The organism is Flavobacterium notoginsengisoli (genome assembly GCF_042686225.1).
GTDB classification, from domain to species: Bacteria; Bacteroidota; Bacteroidia; order Flavobacteriales; family Flavobacteriaceae; genus Flavobacterium; species Flavobacterium notoginsengisoli.
In genome coordinates, this window is sequence record NZ_JBHUOT010000008.1 from 242,098 (window position 1) to 257,901 (window position 15,804).

Below are 15,804 nucleotides of genomic sequence, written 5' to 3' on the forward strand. Positions count from 1 at the left end.
TTTTTAAGTATCCTAAATTTATTAAAAAAACAAAACTCAGACCAATTTCTGCTTTACCTCACTTTCGCAATGAGATCAATCTGAATTTTGTTACTCAATTCATTATCAAACGAATCGTAAAAAATAGTTAGTAATCAAAACGTTTAAAAGCTTCTATAGCTTCATATTCAGCCAAACCTAATTCATCGTATAAAATGGCTGTATTTTTATTGCGATCTTCTGCTCTTACCCAGAATTCTCTAGAATCATTACCCTGAAACATAACCCTGTCTTTTTGAGACTGATGGTATAAAATAGCATGACGTTTCAATAAAACTTCTGATGGACTTAATGGAACAGCCATGTCAATTTCATGAATATCCCACTCGTGCCAGGCACCTCTGTAAAGCCACAACCAACAGTCATTCATATACGGTTCCGGTTTAAGTTCTTTTAGTGCGGCAAATATCGCATTTAAGCAAACCTCATGTGTTCCGTGCGGATCTGCAAGATCTCCGGCAGCAAATACCTGATGTGGTTTTATTTTGGCAATAATATCTTTTACAATGGCAATATCTTCAGGCCCTAACGGATTCTTTTTCACTTGTCCTGTCTCATAGAAAGGAAGATCTAAAAAGTGTGTGTTCTGATCTTTTAAACCAATATATCTTGTTGCTCCATAGGACTCTCTTCTTCTAATAAGTCCTTTTAATTTTCGAACTTCCAAAGAATCAATTTGGTTTTCTGATTTATTGTTTAGAAATTTAATTACTTCTTTAAAATTAATATCCGCACCATCATGTCCTGTAAAATCACTGGCTACTTCTGCAAATTTTAAAGCTTCTTCGTCTGAAACCGCAATATTTCCGGAGGTTTGATACACTACATGTACATCATGACCTTGTTTGATTAATTTTGAGAAAGTTCCTCCCATAGAAATTACATCATCATCCGGATGCGGACTAAAAAGAATGACTCTTTTTTTTGCCGGATTTGCTCTTTCAGGACGATGCGAATCATCTGTGTTCGGTTTTCCTCCCGGCCAACCGGTAATGGTATGCTGTAAAATATTGAACATATTAATATTCATATCATAAGCAGAACCTTCCTGCGCCAGAAGATCAGACATTCCGTTGTTATTGTAATCACGATCGGTCAGTTTTAAAATAGACTGTTTCGTTTTTTGGCACAACCAAACAATTGCTTTGCTTTTTAATTCAGGTGTCCAAAGACATTCACCAACTAGCCAAGGCGTTTTAAAGCGGGTTAATTCTGAAGCCGCAGACTGATCTAAAACAAAAGTTGCATTAGGATGATTTTGTAAAAATGTTGCCGGAACCTCTGAACTAATATCGCCCTGAATGGTTCTTTTAATGATATCGGCTTTATTTTGTCCCCATGCCATCAAAACAATTCGCTTTGATCTCATGATTGTTGAAACTCCCATGGTAATGGCACGTTTCGGGACATTATCAATCCCATTAAAAGCTGACGAAGCATCAACTCTTGTGATATGATCTAATGTAATAATCCGGGTTCCTGAATTGATGTGTGAACCTGGTTCGTTAAAACCAACATGTCCTGTGCGTCCAATTCCTAATAATTGAAAATCAAGACCACCTGCGTTTTTAATATTCATTTCATAATCAATACAATATTGATTAATTTCCTCAATCGCAACTGTACCATCAGGAATATTAATATTTTCCGGCCTGATATCAATATGATTAAAAAGATGCTGATGCATGAAATAATGATAGCTCTGATTGTTCTCTTTGGTCATTGGATAATATTCATCCAGATTAAAAGTGATTACATTGCTAAAACTTAGTCCTTCTTCCCTGTGCATTCGCACCAGTTCTTCGTAAACTTTTATAGGAGACGAACCTGTAGCCAGACCTAAAACACAAGATTTATTTTTCTCTTGTTTTGATCGAATTAGCTGCGCAATTTCCTGTGCTACAATTACAGAAGCTTCTATAGAATTTTTGAAGATTTCATTATGGATTTTTTCAAATCGGGTTTCTTCAAATTTTCCAGCACTTTTGTAACTGATATCAGGTTTTATATCTAAAGCACCTTTCATTTCTTTTCTTTTTTTGTAAGTAATTACCATTCTGATTTTAAGAAATAGTATAGACAGGTTTAACCGCCTATACTATTTACTACTAACCAAACTTAAAACCTTATGATTTTTATTTTTTTGATGTTTGTTTCAGCCAGCCATGTTAAAATCTTCAAATTAGCTGACTATTTTTTAATTGCCACAAAGACCTGTAGTTTTGACTTTTAGAGAAGTATATTTTTTATGAATCACTTCCAACAAAGAATATTCATCAAAAGAATCTTGTGACAATTCCCAAATCATAATTCCTCCTGTATTTTGAGCAGCATATTCTACTTTTTGTGCAATAGTTGGTCTACCATTATAGTATATTTTACCCATTTCATCTAGTTCTATAAACTGCTTTCCTGCTGCGACAATATCACTAAATTTTGAACTTGTAACTTCTGGGAAAGTAAAATTGTAACCATAAAAAGGAACCCCAAGAGTTAATTTTTCACTTGGAACATTTTGCAGTTTATGCCAAAACTCAATCCCTTCTTTAGCAAAAACAAAAGAACTATGCTGTCCAGGTTTATTTGGTGCCCAAGGCCCGGTGCTGTCATAAGCCATAACATTAATAAAATCGAAGGCATTTAAAGCCTCAGCGCTTATATTTTCGAAACGGGAATTATTTGGTAGTGCAGCTGTTAAAAGCTTTTTATGTTCCGTCATACTCTTTTTCAATTCCAGAACAAAGCCACTATAGCCAACTGTTACGGCATCCCATTCTAAATCTACATCAACACCATCCAGCTTATGAAACTCTACAAAATTTATAATGTTTTGAATTAAGGCCGGCCTGTTTTCAGGTTTATCAATTAACCAGGACCAATTTGATGCCTGTTCTGCCGAAATTACTCCTCCGGCTAAAGAAATACTAATTATGATTTTCGGGTTAACAGATTTCGCATATTTAATAAGTGCATCAATATCTCCTGAAAAAACAATATTTCCGTTTTTATCAGGATTTGCAAATGCCACATTTAGATGTGTCAATTTACAAAACTGAATTGATGTCATTTTATCAAAATTATCCGAAGATAAATATCCTACAACTCTGGCATTTTTTTGTTTAACATCATCATTTTCTGAATCTTTTTGAGAAGTACAGCTATAAACAGAAATAAGCGAACTTATAAAAAAGAGGATGCCTAACAAGGCTTTATTTTTACTCATAATCTTGATCTTAATTAGACTTAAATAATACCTTATTAGGCATAACTCTGGTTTGTTTTTAGTTTACATCCCACCAAACTTTGTTCAGCCAGTCGTTTGTTCCTCCCATTCTGGATAAAGCTTCTGTATAGTTAGCTCCATTCTTTTGCATTTCATCATTTGGATAGTATAAACGTGTTGGTGTAACACCATTTGTTTCAGAATCCGGATTTGTAATTGGAAGCAACTTAGGAAATCCTGTTCTTCTCCAGTTTGAATATGCTTCGATACTGTTGAATAAATAAGTAACCCAAAGCTGTGTTGCAATTTGCTCTTTTTCAGATCCTGCAACTAAAGGCTTAGCAGTCAAATAAGTATTGATTGCTGCCGGAGTTGCTGGTGCAGCACCATAAATTTCTAATTGTCTGATACCCGCTTCAACACCTTTTTTATAATAATCAGCTGCTGAACCTGTAACCCATCCTCTAAATGCAGCTTCAGCTAATAACAATTGTGATTCTGAATAGCTTACATGTAAAAATGGTGTAGTCCTTAATTTTAAATAAGGCTGAATTCCAGATATAGCGTTTGAACCACCCTTCATTTCCCATTGAAAAAGCCCTGGAGTATTTCCTATGTACAAATCTTCTCCCGGAACAGGAGTTCCACCTGCTTCACCACCAGTTTTTGGAGTTGCAAGCATTGTTAATCTAGGGTCTCCATTATTTTTTAAGAAATTAATCATTACAGTACTAAAATGGTCTCCGTTTTCATTTCCAATAAGTGCATAAGAAAGACCGTTTCCTCTAAAATCAAGTGCTCCGGGAGTATCATTGAAAGGATAATCTAAATGTTTCATGATACAGTTATCCAGATTACTTTCGAAAACGCCATTTTGAAATGCCGCTTTAGCTTGTTTTTCTGCTTCAGCCGGTTTTACTTCTGAAATTCTCATTGCTAAACGCAAACGAATTGTATTGGCTAACTTCTTCCATTTAGAAACATCTCCATTGTAGAATAAATCTCCTTTAATATCACCGCCACCAGCATTTAATTGTACAAAAGCCTCTTCTAATTCGGCAAAGAACTGATTGTAAATATCCTCTTGTTTATCATATTTTGGTGTAACAATTCCTTTAGAAAAACCCTGACCAGCTTCTGAATAAGGACAATCGCCATATAAATCTGTAATACGCTGTGCAATCATTACTCTCATGATTTTTGCTACAGCATTCATATTTACCATGTCGGCTTTTCCGCTTGTTTTTTCAATAACGTCTACGATGCTTTTTAATTCATTAGCATACCCATTTCTCCATATTGCTGTCGCGTAGTCATCGTTTTTCTTAAACTTACTTCCAAATTCTGTTACATTCCATGCTCCTGCGTAGTGTTGCACGAATCCTCCGGAATAGATAAGATTGGCTCTCCATTGGTAGTATCCGTCACCAGACATACACAATTGAGTAAATGAAAGCTGTCCTGCAGGGTTTGCAGATAACGCAACCGGATCTTTTTCCAGTTCGTCAAAATTGTCTGTACAGCTTACCGTAGCAAAAGTTACAAGTGCAGCTAATATTATATTTTTAAATTTCATAATTTCTATTTTTTAGAATGTAACTTTAAGATTAAAACCATACGATCTTCTAAATGGTAAAGAACCATACTCAAAACCTTGTCCATTACCTGAAGTATACATAGATTCAGGATCAACGTTTGGTAAATCTTTATTAAAAGTCAATAAATTTCTGGCAAATGCCGAAACATAGATTGAGCTAATTTTTGATCCTGCGAAAACACTTCCAGGAATTGTGTATCCTAAACTTACCTCTCTAAGTTTTACGTAAGAAGCATCATAAACAAACGGTGCCGGTGTGTTGTTGAAAACAGTGCTCCAATAATCCTGAGGATTTACAGGTTTTGTATTTGCCACATAATTTGGATTATCTGCTGTACCTGTATTAACAACTCCTTGTACTACGTAACCAGCAGTAGGAACCCAAGTTGACTGGCTAAAGTTTGGATCATTTGCAACTGCCTGAGCTCTTGCTTCGTTGTAAGCATCTCTTCCTTCAGTTGTAATATCCAAAAGACCTTTTTGAGCTGCAAGTGCATTTGTCATAGAATATACATCCATTCCAAATTTCATATCAATTAAGAATTGAAGTGTAATTCCTTTATAAGAAAAACGGTTTGTTAAACCTGCTGCCCAATCAGGAAGACCTTTTCCTAAAGCAACTTTATTGTCTGTAAATAGAGGCATACCGTTTGCTCCTACAATTTTTTCTCCAGATGGTGTTCTCAAGAAATCTTTCCCCATAATAGTTCCGTATTGTCCTCCAACCTGAGCTACGATTGCTGCTCCAGCCCAACGAGCCTCAGAAATTGTATAAGTGTCAATGTCTGGATGTAAAGACACGATTGAGTTTTTATTTCTAGAGAAGTTCAAATCAATTCCCCATTCAAAATCTTTCGTTTTGATTGGTGTACCAGATAAGAATACCTCAATACCTTCGTTACGTAATTTACCAGCATTTACAGAGATAAATTCATATCCTGATGTTGCAGATGAAGGCAAATCAATCGTTTGATCTGAAGTATCTTCACGATAAACTGTAATATCAGCTCTTAATCTGTTTTTGAAGAAAGCAGTTTCAAGACCAAACTCAACTCCTGTTTTAGATTGGTATGTTAAATTTGGATTTGGTGCAGAAGTATTTTTAATGTTTACGACACTTCCTCCGTTATAAGAAGAGTAAGTTGTATAATTTAATGCATTTTTGTAAGCGCCCGGAGCATTTGAAACCTGTGCCCAGGAACCTCTTAATTTACCGTATGAGAAAGTATCGCTTTGAAGTCCTAGTGCGTCAGAGAATATGAATCCCATAGAAGCTGCCGGATAAAAAGCATCTTTGTTAATTACACTAAACCAGTCATTTCTACCTGTAAATTCAGCATATAAATATCCTTTGTAGTCAAATTTTGCAGAACCGTAAACTGAATTCGTTCTTGTTTTTGTTTCCAACGGTGCATTTTCTGTCTGATTAGAGAAGTTACTAATATACTCTGTTCCAGGCTCTATAATGTTAGTTGCGAATCTGGAGTTTTGCTCTCTTCTAAAATCTCTTCTACCTGTACCAAGAATTCCAGAGAAAGTAAAATCATTTGCTAGTTTAATATCGCTGAAAGTTGCAATGATATCTGTATTCATTTCAGAAACTTTAATTCCTTCAATTCCTAAATAACCATTATCTCTTCCTGGCCAAGTGTTTCCACCTTCCATAAAATCTTTAGAGTCAAAAGTATAAGTATCTAAACCTGTTCTAAAAGTTAATCCAACCCATTTTTTCAACTGGTATGTTCCTGTAACATTACCCATAAAACGGTTTTTCTTAGTGGCATTATGATTTTGGTCTACAATCCAGTAAGGATTCAATGAGTACACATTGTTATTCCATTGATACATTCCTCCAGTTGCCGGATTTTGAGAATTTTTCAACCATGCCTGATCAATATTTGGCGCCAAACCACTTAAAGCGTACCCAACGTTATTCGGAGAATCTCCTAACCCTGGTCTATTATTAGTGTTTTCTACCATATAGTTCACATTAGCATCCAAAGTGAATTTTTCAGATTTTAATGTTGCATTTAAGCTTGCATCATTTCTTTCTAAACCTGTATTAGGAATTACGTCATCATTTTTTAAATTATTGTATCCAAAACGTACAAACGCATTTTCACTTCCTGAAGATACAGAAACACCATTTGTCATTGTAACTCCTGTTCTAAAAAAGTCCTGAATATTGTTATCAACTTTTGCATAAGGTTTCATAGAACCATCAAATATTACAACTTGCTGCCCTACTGTGTTGGAAAATTTAGGTCCCCATGCACTTGTAGTATAACTATAAACTTCAGTAGGTCTTGCCGGATCTGGTAAAAGCCCATTAGAACCTGAACCATACTCTGTTTGATAATCACTATATTTAGCATTTACACGATCAAAGCTTACACCACTGTTAAGCTCTACTTTTAATGCTCCTTTGCTTCCTTTTTTCGTTGTAATTAAGATTACCCCGTTTAACGCTCTGGAACCATATAAAGCCGCAGCAGCCGCACCTTTAAGTACCGTTAAACTTTCAATATTGTTTGGGTTGATACTTGAGATTCCGTCTCCACTATCTCTACCGTCGAACCATTTACTTGTTGCAGCCTGATCGTTATTCAGTCCAGAGTTATCAATTGGCACACCATCAACAATGTAAAGTGGCTGATTGCTTTCGCCAATACTGGAAATACCTCTAATAATAACACGGGTACTTCCACCAACACCTGTTGCAGGGATAGATACGTCAACACCGGCAACCTTACCAGAAAGTGCTGTCGCAACATTTGTAGTGATTACTTTGTTTAACTGGTCTCCTTTTACATCCTGAACAGCATAACCTAGTTCTTTCTTCTGTCTCTTGATACCTAATGCCGTTACAACAACTTCATTAAGGTTTTGAGCATCCTCAGCAAGTGAAACATTAAGCTGTGTAGCATCTGTTACAGTAACTGACTGAGATTTAAATCCGATGTATGAAAATACTAAAACATCATTTTTAGATGCCTGAATTGTATACAATCCATCATAATCAGTCTGACTTGCCTTGTTTGATCCTTTAATAAGAACCGTCACACCTGGTAATGGCAAACCTTTTTGGTCTGTTACCAAACCTTTGACTGTTTTTACCTGGGCAAACATAAATTGCGCCGTAAAAACAATCATAAAGATTGAGAAAATTTTTTTCATGTTTATTTTATTTTGTTAGTTATGAAGTAAAATTATTCTTAAGACATTGTTAAAAAAAATAAATTAAACCAACGACAACAAAATTTAAACGAACGACATAAATCATTCAATAATGCGTTTTACGAAAACGTTCTATTTAAAAAATAAAACACCTTTTAAGATTATTTGCGAAATTTTATTTAAAAAAATTGTGACTTTGCCTTTAATTGTTTAAAGTTGCACAATAATTAACCATTGTTAAGAAAAACCTAAAATATCTAACTACTCTAACGAATTGAAAGAAATCCGAAAAGTTAAATTTGACATTAAACTGCAAAATCATATTTGGTTTTGGGGGGTATATTTTATGTTGAACTTTTTAAGATGGGGAGCTTACTTTAATGATTATCCATACGCATTCAAATCAAACATAATTGAGTTTTCTTTGGTTATTCCTTTAGTGTACCTTAATTTATTCGTTTTAGTTCCGAAATATGTTTTAAAACAAAAATATATTACATACACCTTTTTACTACTTGCCAGTTTGTTTGCTATTTATCTTCTTAAAACAGCATTAACCTATTATATTATATCTGAAAATATCTGGCCCGAAGCTAACAGAGAATATCATCCATTTGAAATCAACCATATTGTAGCGGTTTGTATTGGAGAGCTATATGTTCTGGCAATGGCATCTTCTGTATACCTTACTTTAACTTGGTTGCGAGAAAGAGAAAGAAATAGATCATTGAGAGAAAATCAGTTTAAAATCAAATTAAAATATCTGGAAAATCAAATTCAGCCCCACTTTTTCTTTAATACTTTAAATAATCTGTACGCCTTATCATTAGAATCTTCCAAAAAAGTTCCAGACGTAATCATTAAACTTTCTAATTTAATGGAATATGTCCTTTATGACGTAAAAGGAACCAAATTTGTACCGTTAATAAAAGAAATCGATTATATTCAAAATTATATTGAAATTGAAAAACTTCGTTTCGAAAATGTAGAAGTAACCATAAATCTGGAATCGGATATTGAAGACGTGGTTGTACCACCATTAATCTTTATTTCGTTAGTCGAAAATGCTTTTAAACATGGTGGCCTAAATAACAAAAACTTAAAAATCAAAATCAATTGTAAAGTTATAGACAATAAAATTCTCGATTTTGAAATCTTAAATAATTTTGTAATTTCACAAAATCACAAACAGAAACGTGGAATTGGTTTAGTCAATACAAAAAAAAGACTAAAACTCATTTACAGAAACAATTTCAGTCTTAAACAAAAAACCAAACTAAACTTCTATATAACCAGATTACAAATACCTACTCATAATGAAGATTAAATGCGTGTTAATTGATGATGAGCCATTAGCAATCAAAGTCCTGCAAAATTATTTTACCAATTTTACAGATTTTGAAGTTATTGCAACATTCAACAACTCTTTAGAGGCGCTGGATTTTATCAACAGTACTCCTGTCGATGCCGTCTTTTTAGATATCAACATGCCCATGATGACCGGTTTTGAACTCATCAGTTTAATCGAAAGCAAAACCAAAGTAATCATTACAACTGCATTTAGGGAATTTGCAGCCGAAAGCTATGATTTGGATGTATTGGATTATTTAGTAAAACCTATTCCGCTTCCGAGATTTATAAAATGCATCCATAAAATTACAACCGAATACAATCTCAAAAACAATATTAAAGTAGAAACTGCAAAAGGCGATTCTCATATTTTTATTAAAGTTGACAAAAAGATGATGAAAATTAATATTGAAGAAATTCTGTTTGTCGAAGGAATGAAAGAATATATTAAAGTTGTAACACCTGATAAAACCTATATTACCCATAAATCTCTTACATCTTTATCCGAAGAATTACCGGCAGAACGCTTTCTTAGAATACATAAATCTTATGTCATTGCATTAAATAAGGTAAAATCTATTGAGGGAAACCGTGTTCAGATACAATCTTACAACATTCCAATAGGCCGAAACTACAGCAAAGAGGTCAAAAATAAAATTTTAGAATAATTTTTTTTATCAATTACATTTTCTAAAGAGGTTAAAATTAACACTTTGTTGAAAAAAGAGTGTCGTTGGTATAAATTTAACATTATTTATACCTTTTTATTTTTTTTTGATAATCCTAACAAATATATTTACGGTCTTCAAAAAACAATAAAATAAAAAATTAACCTTATTCTTATGAGTTCAGAAAATGTGCAAACCAAATGGGGGCAGTTTATCTCGTTGATAATCGTGTTCTTCTTTTGGGGTTTTGTTGGTTCTGCCAATGACATCCTGATTCCAGTATTCAAAAAAGTATTTACATTATCGCAAGTACAATCACAATTAGTAGCTTGGGCCTTTTACGCTGCGTACTTCGTTGGATCAATTATATTCTTTTTAGTTTCTTTAAAGCTTGACGTACTCCAAAAGTTCGGCTACAAAAGAACACTTTCAGCTGGATTACTTCTTTCTGCTGTTGGATCATTTTTATTCATTCCAGCTGCAACAATGGAAAGTTTTCCTTTCTTCTTAACCGCTTTATTTACGGTTGGTTTAGGATTTTCTATCCAGCAAATCGTAGCAAATCCGTTAGCAATTAAGATGGGAAGCCCAAACACTGGGGCACACCGTTTAACACTTGCTGGGGGTATTAACTCTTTCGGAACAACAATTGGAGCTATCCTATTAGGAATTGCTTTGTTTGGAATGGGTGACAATAAAAAAACAGCTCTTTCATTAGAAGATATTAAATTACCTTTTATTATTCTTGGTCTTGCTTTTATTGCTGTGGCAATTTTTATGAACTTCTCTAAAATTGAAGATCCTGAAAAAGAGGAAGAAGCTATTATTAAAGAACCTCATAGCAAATTTAATATTCTGGATTACCCACAATTGTACCTTGGAATGTTAGGAATTTTTATTTACGTAGGAACAGAAGTAACGATCATCAGTAATTTACCAGCTCTATTACACACTAGCGAGTTTGGAAATGTACTTGAAGATGCCATTGCTCCATTTATAGCACTATATTGGGGAAGTTTAATGATTGGTCGTTGGAATGGTGGTGTAAACGTATTTAATACTTCAAACTTAGTAAACACGGCACTTAAATTTATCGTTCCTGCTGTAGCATTTGGAGTAATTATTGGAGCTAACATTTTTGCAGCACATGACGTTTCTTCATTCTATATCTACCCAATCTGGATTTTACTATTTATTGCTGTAAGTTTTGTTGGTGGTAAAAATGCCGGAAAAACTTTAATGCTTTTTGGTATTTCAGGATTATTAATGATGGTATTAGGTTTAGTTTGGCCAAATCCTGAAATTGCTAAATTCTTCTTTATCTCAGGAGGTTTATTCTTATCTATTATGTGGCCTTCTATCTTCGATTTAGCGATCGCAGGATTAGGAAAAAACACAGGAAAAGCATCTTCTTTCTTAATCATGATGATTCTTGGAGGTGGAGTTATCCCATTAGTTCAGGGAAGTATCTGCGATTTTGATATTTCTCATCAAGGAGGAATCTTCGGAATTACATGGACACATTTCTCTTATATCGTACCGCTTCTTGGTTTTGCATACTTAGGATTCTACGGATTCTACTGTCCTAAAATCTTAAAAAAACAAGGTATCAACCACGTTGAAGGCGGTGGTGGCGGACACTAAAAAAAAATAAAAATACAATATAAAAAAATCCAAATTCCAATTTTAAAAAACGGAATTTGGATTTTTTTTATTCAAAAACAAACAACCTTAGTCGGGATAGCATCTCAGAACCTTTTTACTTCGCATTCATAACATTCTCCAGATTCTTTTTAAAAACAGCTTTATTTTGCGCCGAAATCGTATAAACAACATCTTTATCAGCCTTAACAATAACCTTATCAATATTAGCCTTTAAAAGCGCTTGAGGATCTTTTATTTTCAAAGTGCAGGCGCCATCAAAAAAACCATCATCTTCAATAATCTTTCTGGCTTCCAAAACAGTTCCGTCATTCAGAACTGCCGAAATCGTCATTTCCTTATTCAACGTTTTAGAATAAAAACCATCCATAACCAAAAGAAGCCTGTAACTGTTTTTCATTTCTGGCCCTTTAAATTCATGCCTTGTAATATTATACCGAAGCCCTTTTGCCAGACTTTGAAACTTCACAGAGCAATCCAATTCATAAGTTGCCACATCGCCGGCACCATTGACTGAAGTAATTACTTTTGCCTGAGCATTTACAGAAAAACTTACAACAAAAAAACACAACACAACTAATACTACTTTCATAATCAGCTATTTAAGATTCATATAAAAGTAAAAAAAATCGCCTTTTCCAGTTAGGAAAAGACGATTTAAATTTTATAAGTATCTAAGGATTACTTGTTTCCTTTTTCAAAGTCAGCTACGAATTGAGCTAAACCGATATCTGTCAATGGGTGTTTCAACAATCCGTAAATTGCAGAAAGTGGTCCAGTCATAACATCTGCACCAATTTTAGCGCAGTTTACGATATGCATTGTATGACGTACAGAAGCTGCTAAAATTTGAGTTTCGTAGCCGTAGTTATCATAAACCTCCCTAATTTCCTGAATTAAGTTTAATCCGTCTGTAGAAATATCATCTAAACGACCTACAAAAGGAGAAACATAAGTAGCACCCGCTTTAGCAGCTAAAAGAGCCTGTCCTACAGAAAAAACAAGAGTCACGTTAGTTTTAATTCCTTTATCAGAAAAATATTTTGCCGCCATAACCCCTTCCTTAGTCATTGGAAGTTTTACAACGATTTGGTCATGTAGTTCAGCTAACTCTTCACCCTCTTTTACCATTCCTTCAAAATCCAGCGCATTCACTTCTGCACTTACATCTCCTTCTACAAGATTGCAAATATCAACATAATGCTTTAAAATGTTGTTTTTACCAGTGATACCTTCTTTCGCCATCAATGACGGGTTTGTTGTTACACCATCCAAAACACCTAAAGCTTGTGCTTCTTTAATTTGAGCTAAATTAGCTGTGTCTATAAAAAATTTCATAATTATTTGTTTAATTAAAAATGGTTTGTTCGTATTATGTTTTGCGATTTTTTCTTCAAATAAAATATTTAAATAAAATCTAGCTGCAAAATTACAAAATCAATATCAATAACGTTTTTAAAATCAAAACCATTTTGAAATTAATTGTTAAAAATAAGTGTATTTTTTACATTTTTAAACAACTTAATATATTTTGCAAGTATTTTCTCTAAATAAAAAAAGAGCGTTCTCAAAAAAATAGCAGTTGAATACACTATTTTCATAATTACTTAGAATTATTTCTATTCAATTCTTTCAATTCATCTCTAATCTCTTCCAAAACTCTCAAAGTATCTTCTTTATAACTTTCAGAATTATTGATTTTATTACTGACATCTCCCAAAATTCTACGAATCACAAACCAAATAATAAGCAAAACTAAAACACCAAAAACAGTTGGTAAATACTCCATAAATTTTTCCATAATTCTACAATTTATAATGGTTCATTAACATTTTCTCGTAAACTTTATCTGGAAGCGCACGTTTCAAAACAATCGAAAACTTCTGCATAAAAGCACCCACTTTGTAATGCACATTGGGCTTCTTTGTTTGAATAATTTTGTAGACAGCTTCAGCCATTTCATCTGGATTACTTCCTGCATCGACATGATCATTCATTGTTGCCAAAACATCTCCATAAACTTTCTCGTAAGCCGAATCTTTAATAACCGGTGCATGATAACGTCCGGCAGCAATATTAGTCGCAAAATCGCCGGGAGCAACATTTGTAATTTCAATACCAAAAGACTTCACTTCCATTCTTATAGCTTCAGTAATCAACTCCAAAGCTCCTTTTGATGCAGAATAAACGCTTCTGTAAGGAAGTCCCATATATCCGGCAATAGAAGTAATATTAATGATAAGTCCAGAATTTTGTTTGCGCATTTGTGGCAGCGCAGCTTTCATAACTTCAATTGGTCCAAAAAAATTAGTTTCAAAATTATTTCTAATTTCTTCAGTCGGAATTTCTTCTAAAGGTCCGGTAATCCCAACTCCCGCATTATTGATTACAATATCCAATCTGCCAGAAGTTTCAATAATTTTAGAAACTGCTGTTTGAATAGACTCTGAATTTCGAACATCCAAAGCAACCAATGGAAAAACAGAATTTAAAACTTTCTCAGGATTTCTGCTCGTTCCGTAAACAACGAAACCTTTTTGATGTAAATATTCTCCAATAGATTTTCCAATTCCGGATGATCCTCCGGTAATTAAAACGACTTTACTCATTTTTTTAATTATAGGTTATGGGTTATGAGTTATAAGTTTTGGGAATTGGTTATATTTTGAGTTACATAGAAAGTACTCAACTTTTAACTTCTAATCAATAACATCTAACTTCAGCTAGGGTAAAAATAAAAAAATCCTCCTGAAAAGGAAGATTACAAATTAAATTAATTCTAAAAAAAAATGGCAAGCGACCTACATCGCACCGCTCAACCGCGTACCCTTGCTATGTTCCCATCCTGGGGGAGTCTGCAGGAGCTGGTCGTGTAGGACTTGCCGGTGCAAATATACAACCTTTTTATATTTTTGCAAGAGCTTTGCTGCTATAAAAATATCATCGTATATTGCATTATTCAAATTTTAAACTATGAAAAAATATAACTTCCTAACTGTCATTTTATTAGGAATCACATTAATTGGATGCGGAGATAAAAATAAAAGTGAAAATTCTTTATTTACTATCGATGATTCTGCATTTCCGGCACATTTTACGCAAAAAGATCCACTTACAATCGGAATTTCAAACCCAAAATCGAAAGAAATCGACAGCGTTGCCTACTTCATAAACGACCAAAGAGTTGGAAGCACAAAAGGTGGTCAAGAATTTAGATTTGAATTAATAGATCAAAAATTAGGTTATCAATACCTAAAAGCTACTGTATACTTTGATGGAAATTCTTCTGATGCTACTAAAAGAATCGAAGTAGTCTCTGATGTACAGCCAAAAGCATTAAAGTATAAATTGGTTAATACTTATCCACACGATAAAAAAGCTTTTACTGAAGGTTTTGAATTTTATAATGACACTTTATATGAAAGCACTGGACAAGAAGGAGCTTCCTTCATTAAAAAATACGATTATAAAACAGGTAAAGTTTTTAAACAAATCGATCTTGACCAGCAATACTTTGGAGAAGGAATAACTTTTATAAACGGTAAATTATTTCAATTAACGTATAAAAACAAAAAAGGTTTTATCTATGATGCCAAAACATTAAAACTGGAAAAAACTTTTGATTACGAAAAAGATATCGAAGGCTGGGGAATGACAAATGACGGTAAATACATTTACCAAACTGATGGAACTGAAAAAATCTGGAAAGTAGATCCTGCAACTCAAAAAATGATAGACTATATTAATGTTTATTCAGGAGACACAAAAATTAAAGCAATCAATGAATTGGAATGGATTGATGGAAAAATCTACACAAACGTTTGGTTTAAAGATGCAATCGCTGTTGTAAATCCTTCAAATGGAGCTGTTGAAGGAATTTTAAACCTATCAGACCTTCGTAAATCTATGGATGACATTACCAAAGATGACGTTTTAAACGGAATTGCTTACAACCCTAAAACTAAAACTATTTTTGTAACAGGTAAAAACTGGAGCAAAATGTTTGAAATAACAGTTACAGAATAAATCAAAAACAAAAAATCAAAAACACGAATTTCACAGATTACACGAATTAGTTCGTGATAATT

12 protein-coding genes and 1 other RNA gene are annotated in these 15,804 nt (G+C 33.6%); 4 read left to right on the forward strand and 9 right to left on the reverse strand.

Features of this window, described 5'->3' with window-relative positions:
* Window positions 1–127: 127 nt before the first annotated feature.
* The 4 genes from nagB to ACFS3A_RS18400 form a co-directional block, all read right to left on the reverse strand.
* Entirely contained in the window at window positions 128–2,065 is a 1,938-nt protein-coding gene (gene nagB / locus ACFS3A_RS18385) for a glucosamine-6-phosphate deaminase (RefSeq protein WP_379827029.1), read from the reverse strand.
* A 171-nt stretch (window positions 2,066–2,236) separates the two neighbouring features.
* Window positions 2,237–3,262 carry a glycosyl hydrolase family 18 protein gene (locus ACFS3A_RS18390; RefSeq protein WP_379827030.1) on the reverse strand — a complete coding sequence of 342 codons (1,026 nt, stop codon included), beginning with the start codon at window positions 3,260–3,262 and terminating at the stop codon, window positions 2,237–2,239.
* Between the two features lie 58 nt (window positions 3,263–3,320).
* Window positions 3,321–4,838, reverse strand: coding sequence for a SusD/RagB family nutrient-binding outer membrane lipoprotein (locus tag ACFS3A_RS18395; protein ID WP_379827031.1), 1,518 nt, complete (start codon window positions 4,836–4,838; stop codon window positions 3,321–3,323).
* Window positions 4,839–4,850: 12 nt separating this feature from the next.
* Window positions 4,851–8,036 carry a SusC/RagA family TonB-linked outer membrane protein gene (locus ACFS3A_RS18400; protein ID WP_379827032.1) on the reverse strand — a complete coding sequence of 1,062 codons (3,186 nt, stop codon included), beginning with the start codon at window positions 8,034–8,036 and terminating at the stop codon, window positions 4,851–4,853.
* Between the two features lie 346 nt (window positions 8,037–8,382).
* Here ACFS3A_RS18400 and ACFS3A_RS18405 point away from each other — a divergent pair, with 346 nt between their 5' ends.
* From ACFS3A_RS18405 to ACFS3A_RS18415, 3 genes are all read left to right on the forward strand, one after another.
* The gene (locus ACFS3A_RS18405) at window positions 8,383–9,363 is read left to right on the forward strand and encodes a sensor histidine kinase (RefSeq protein WP_379827033.1); all 981 of its coding nucleotides are present in this window, start codon (window positions 8,383–8,385) and stop codon (window positions 9,361–9,363) included.
* Entirely contained in the window at window positions 9,353–10,054 is a 702-nt protein-coding gene (locus ACFS3A_RS18410; protein ID WP_379827034.1) for a LytR/AlgR family response regulator transcription factor, read from the forward strand. The genes ACFS3A_RS18405 and ACFS3A_RS18410 overlap by 11 nt, the downstream gene beginning before the upstream one ends.
* A gap of 174 nt (window positions 10,055–10,228) precedes the next feature.
* Entirely contained in the window at window positions 10,229–11,698 is a 1,470-nt protein-coding gene (locus tag ACFS3A_RS18415; RefSeq protein WP_379827035.1) for an MFS transporter, read from the forward strand.
* A gap of 115 nt (window positions 11,699–11,813) precedes the next feature.
* Here ACFS3A_RS18415 and ACFS3A_RS18420 read toward each other — a convergent pair whose 3' ends face one another.
* The 5 genes from ACFS3A_RS18420 to ffs form a co-directional block, all read right to left on the reverse strand.
* Window positions 11,814–12,308 (reverse strand): hypothetical protein, encoded by a 495-nt coding sequence (locus tag ACFS3A_RS18420; RefSeq protein ID WP_379827036.1) that lies wholly within the window; start codon window positions 12,306–12,308, stop codon window positions 11,814–11,816.
* Window positions 12,309–12,397: 89 nt separating this feature from the next.
* Complete coding sequence (gene fsa, locus ACFS3A_RS18425; RefSeq protein WP_379827037.1) at window positions 12,398–13,054, reverse strand: fructose-6-phosphate aldolase; 657 nt, start codon at window positions 13,052–13,054, stop codon at window positions 12,398–12,400.
* A 265-nt stretch (window positions 13,055–13,319) separates the two neighbouring features.
* Entirely contained in the window at window positions 13,320–13,517 is a 198-nt protein-coding gene (locus tag ACFS3A_RS18430; RefSeq protein ID WP_379827039.1) for a hypothetical protein, read from the reverse strand.
* A gap of 4 nt (window positions 13,518–13,521) precedes the next feature.
* Window positions 13,522–14,325: an SDR family oxidoreductase gene (locus ACFS3A_RS18435; protein WP_379827040.1), complete on the reverse strand. Its 804-nt coding sequence runs from the start codon at window positions 14,323–14,325 to the stop codon at window positions 13,522–13,524.
* Window positions 14,326–14,503: 178 nt separating this feature from the next.
* An RNA gene (gene ffs / locus ACFS3A_RS18440) (signal recognition particle sRNA small type) lies at window positions 14,504–14,601 on the reverse strand.
* Window positions 14,602–14,689: 88 nt separating this feature from the next.
* Here ffs and ACFS3A_RS18445 point away from each other — a divergent pair.
* Window positions 14,690–15,742, forward strand: a complete 1,053-nt coding sequence (locus tag ACFS3A_RS18445; protein WP_379827041.1) for a glutaminyl-peptide cyclotransferase — start codon at window positions 14,690–14,692, stop codon at window positions 15,740–15,742.
* The last annotated feature ends 62 nt before the right edge of the window (window positions 15,743–15,804 follow it).

Excerpts from the sequence above, each read along its gene's own strand:
- nagB (WP_379827029.1), bottom strand. The coding sequence starts at position 2,065 with ATGAAAGGTGCTTTAGATATAAAACCTGATATCAGTTACAAAAGTGCT.
- ACFS3A_RS18390 (WP_379827030.1), bottom strand. The coding sequence starts at position 3,262 with ATGAGTAAAAATAAAGCCTTGTTAGGCATCCTCTTTTTTATAAGTTCG.
- ACFS3A_RS18395 (WP_379827031.1), bottom strand. The coding sequence starts at position 4,838 with ATGAAATTTAAAAATATAATATTAGCTGCACTTGTAACTTTTGCTACG.
- ACFS3A_RS18400 (WP_379827032.1), bottom strand. The coding sequence starts at position 8,036 with ATGAAAAAAATTTTCTCAATCTTTATGATTGTTTTTACGGCGCAATTT.
- ACFS3A_RS18405 (WP_379827033.1), top strand. The coding sequence starts at position 8,383 with ATGTTGAACTTTTTAAGATGGGGAGCTTACTTTAATGATTATCCATAC.
- ACFS3A_RS18410 (WP_379827034.1), top strand. The coding sequence starts at position 9,353 with ATGAAGATTAAATGCGTGTTAATTGATGATGAGCCATTAGCAATCAAA.
- ACFS3A_RS18415 (WP_379827035.1), top strand. The coding sequence starts at position 10,229 with ATGAGTTCAGAAAATGTGCAAACCAAATGGGGGCAGTTTATCTCGTTG.
- ACFS3A_RS18420 (WP_379827036.1), bottom strand. The coding sequence starts at position 12,308 with ATGAAAGTAGTATTAGTTGTGTTGTGTTTTTTTGTTGTAAGTTTTTCT.
- fsa (WP_379827037.1), bottom strand. The coding sequence starts at position 13,054 with ATGAAATTTTTTATAGACACAGCTAATTTAGCTCAAATTAAAGAAGCA.
- ACFS3A_RS18430 (WP_379827039.1), bottom strand. The coding sequence starts at position 13,517 with ATGGAAAAATTTATGGAGTATTTACCAACTGTTTTTGGTGTTTTAGTT.
- ACFS3A_RS18435 (WP_379827040.1), bottom strand. The coding sequence starts at position 14,325 with ATGAGTAAAGTCGTTTTAATTACCGGAGGATCATCCGGAATTGGAAAA.
- ACFS3A_RS18445 (WP_379827041.1), top strand. The coding sequence starts at position 14,690 with ATGAAAAAATATAACTTCCTAACTGTCATTTTATTAGGAATCACATTA.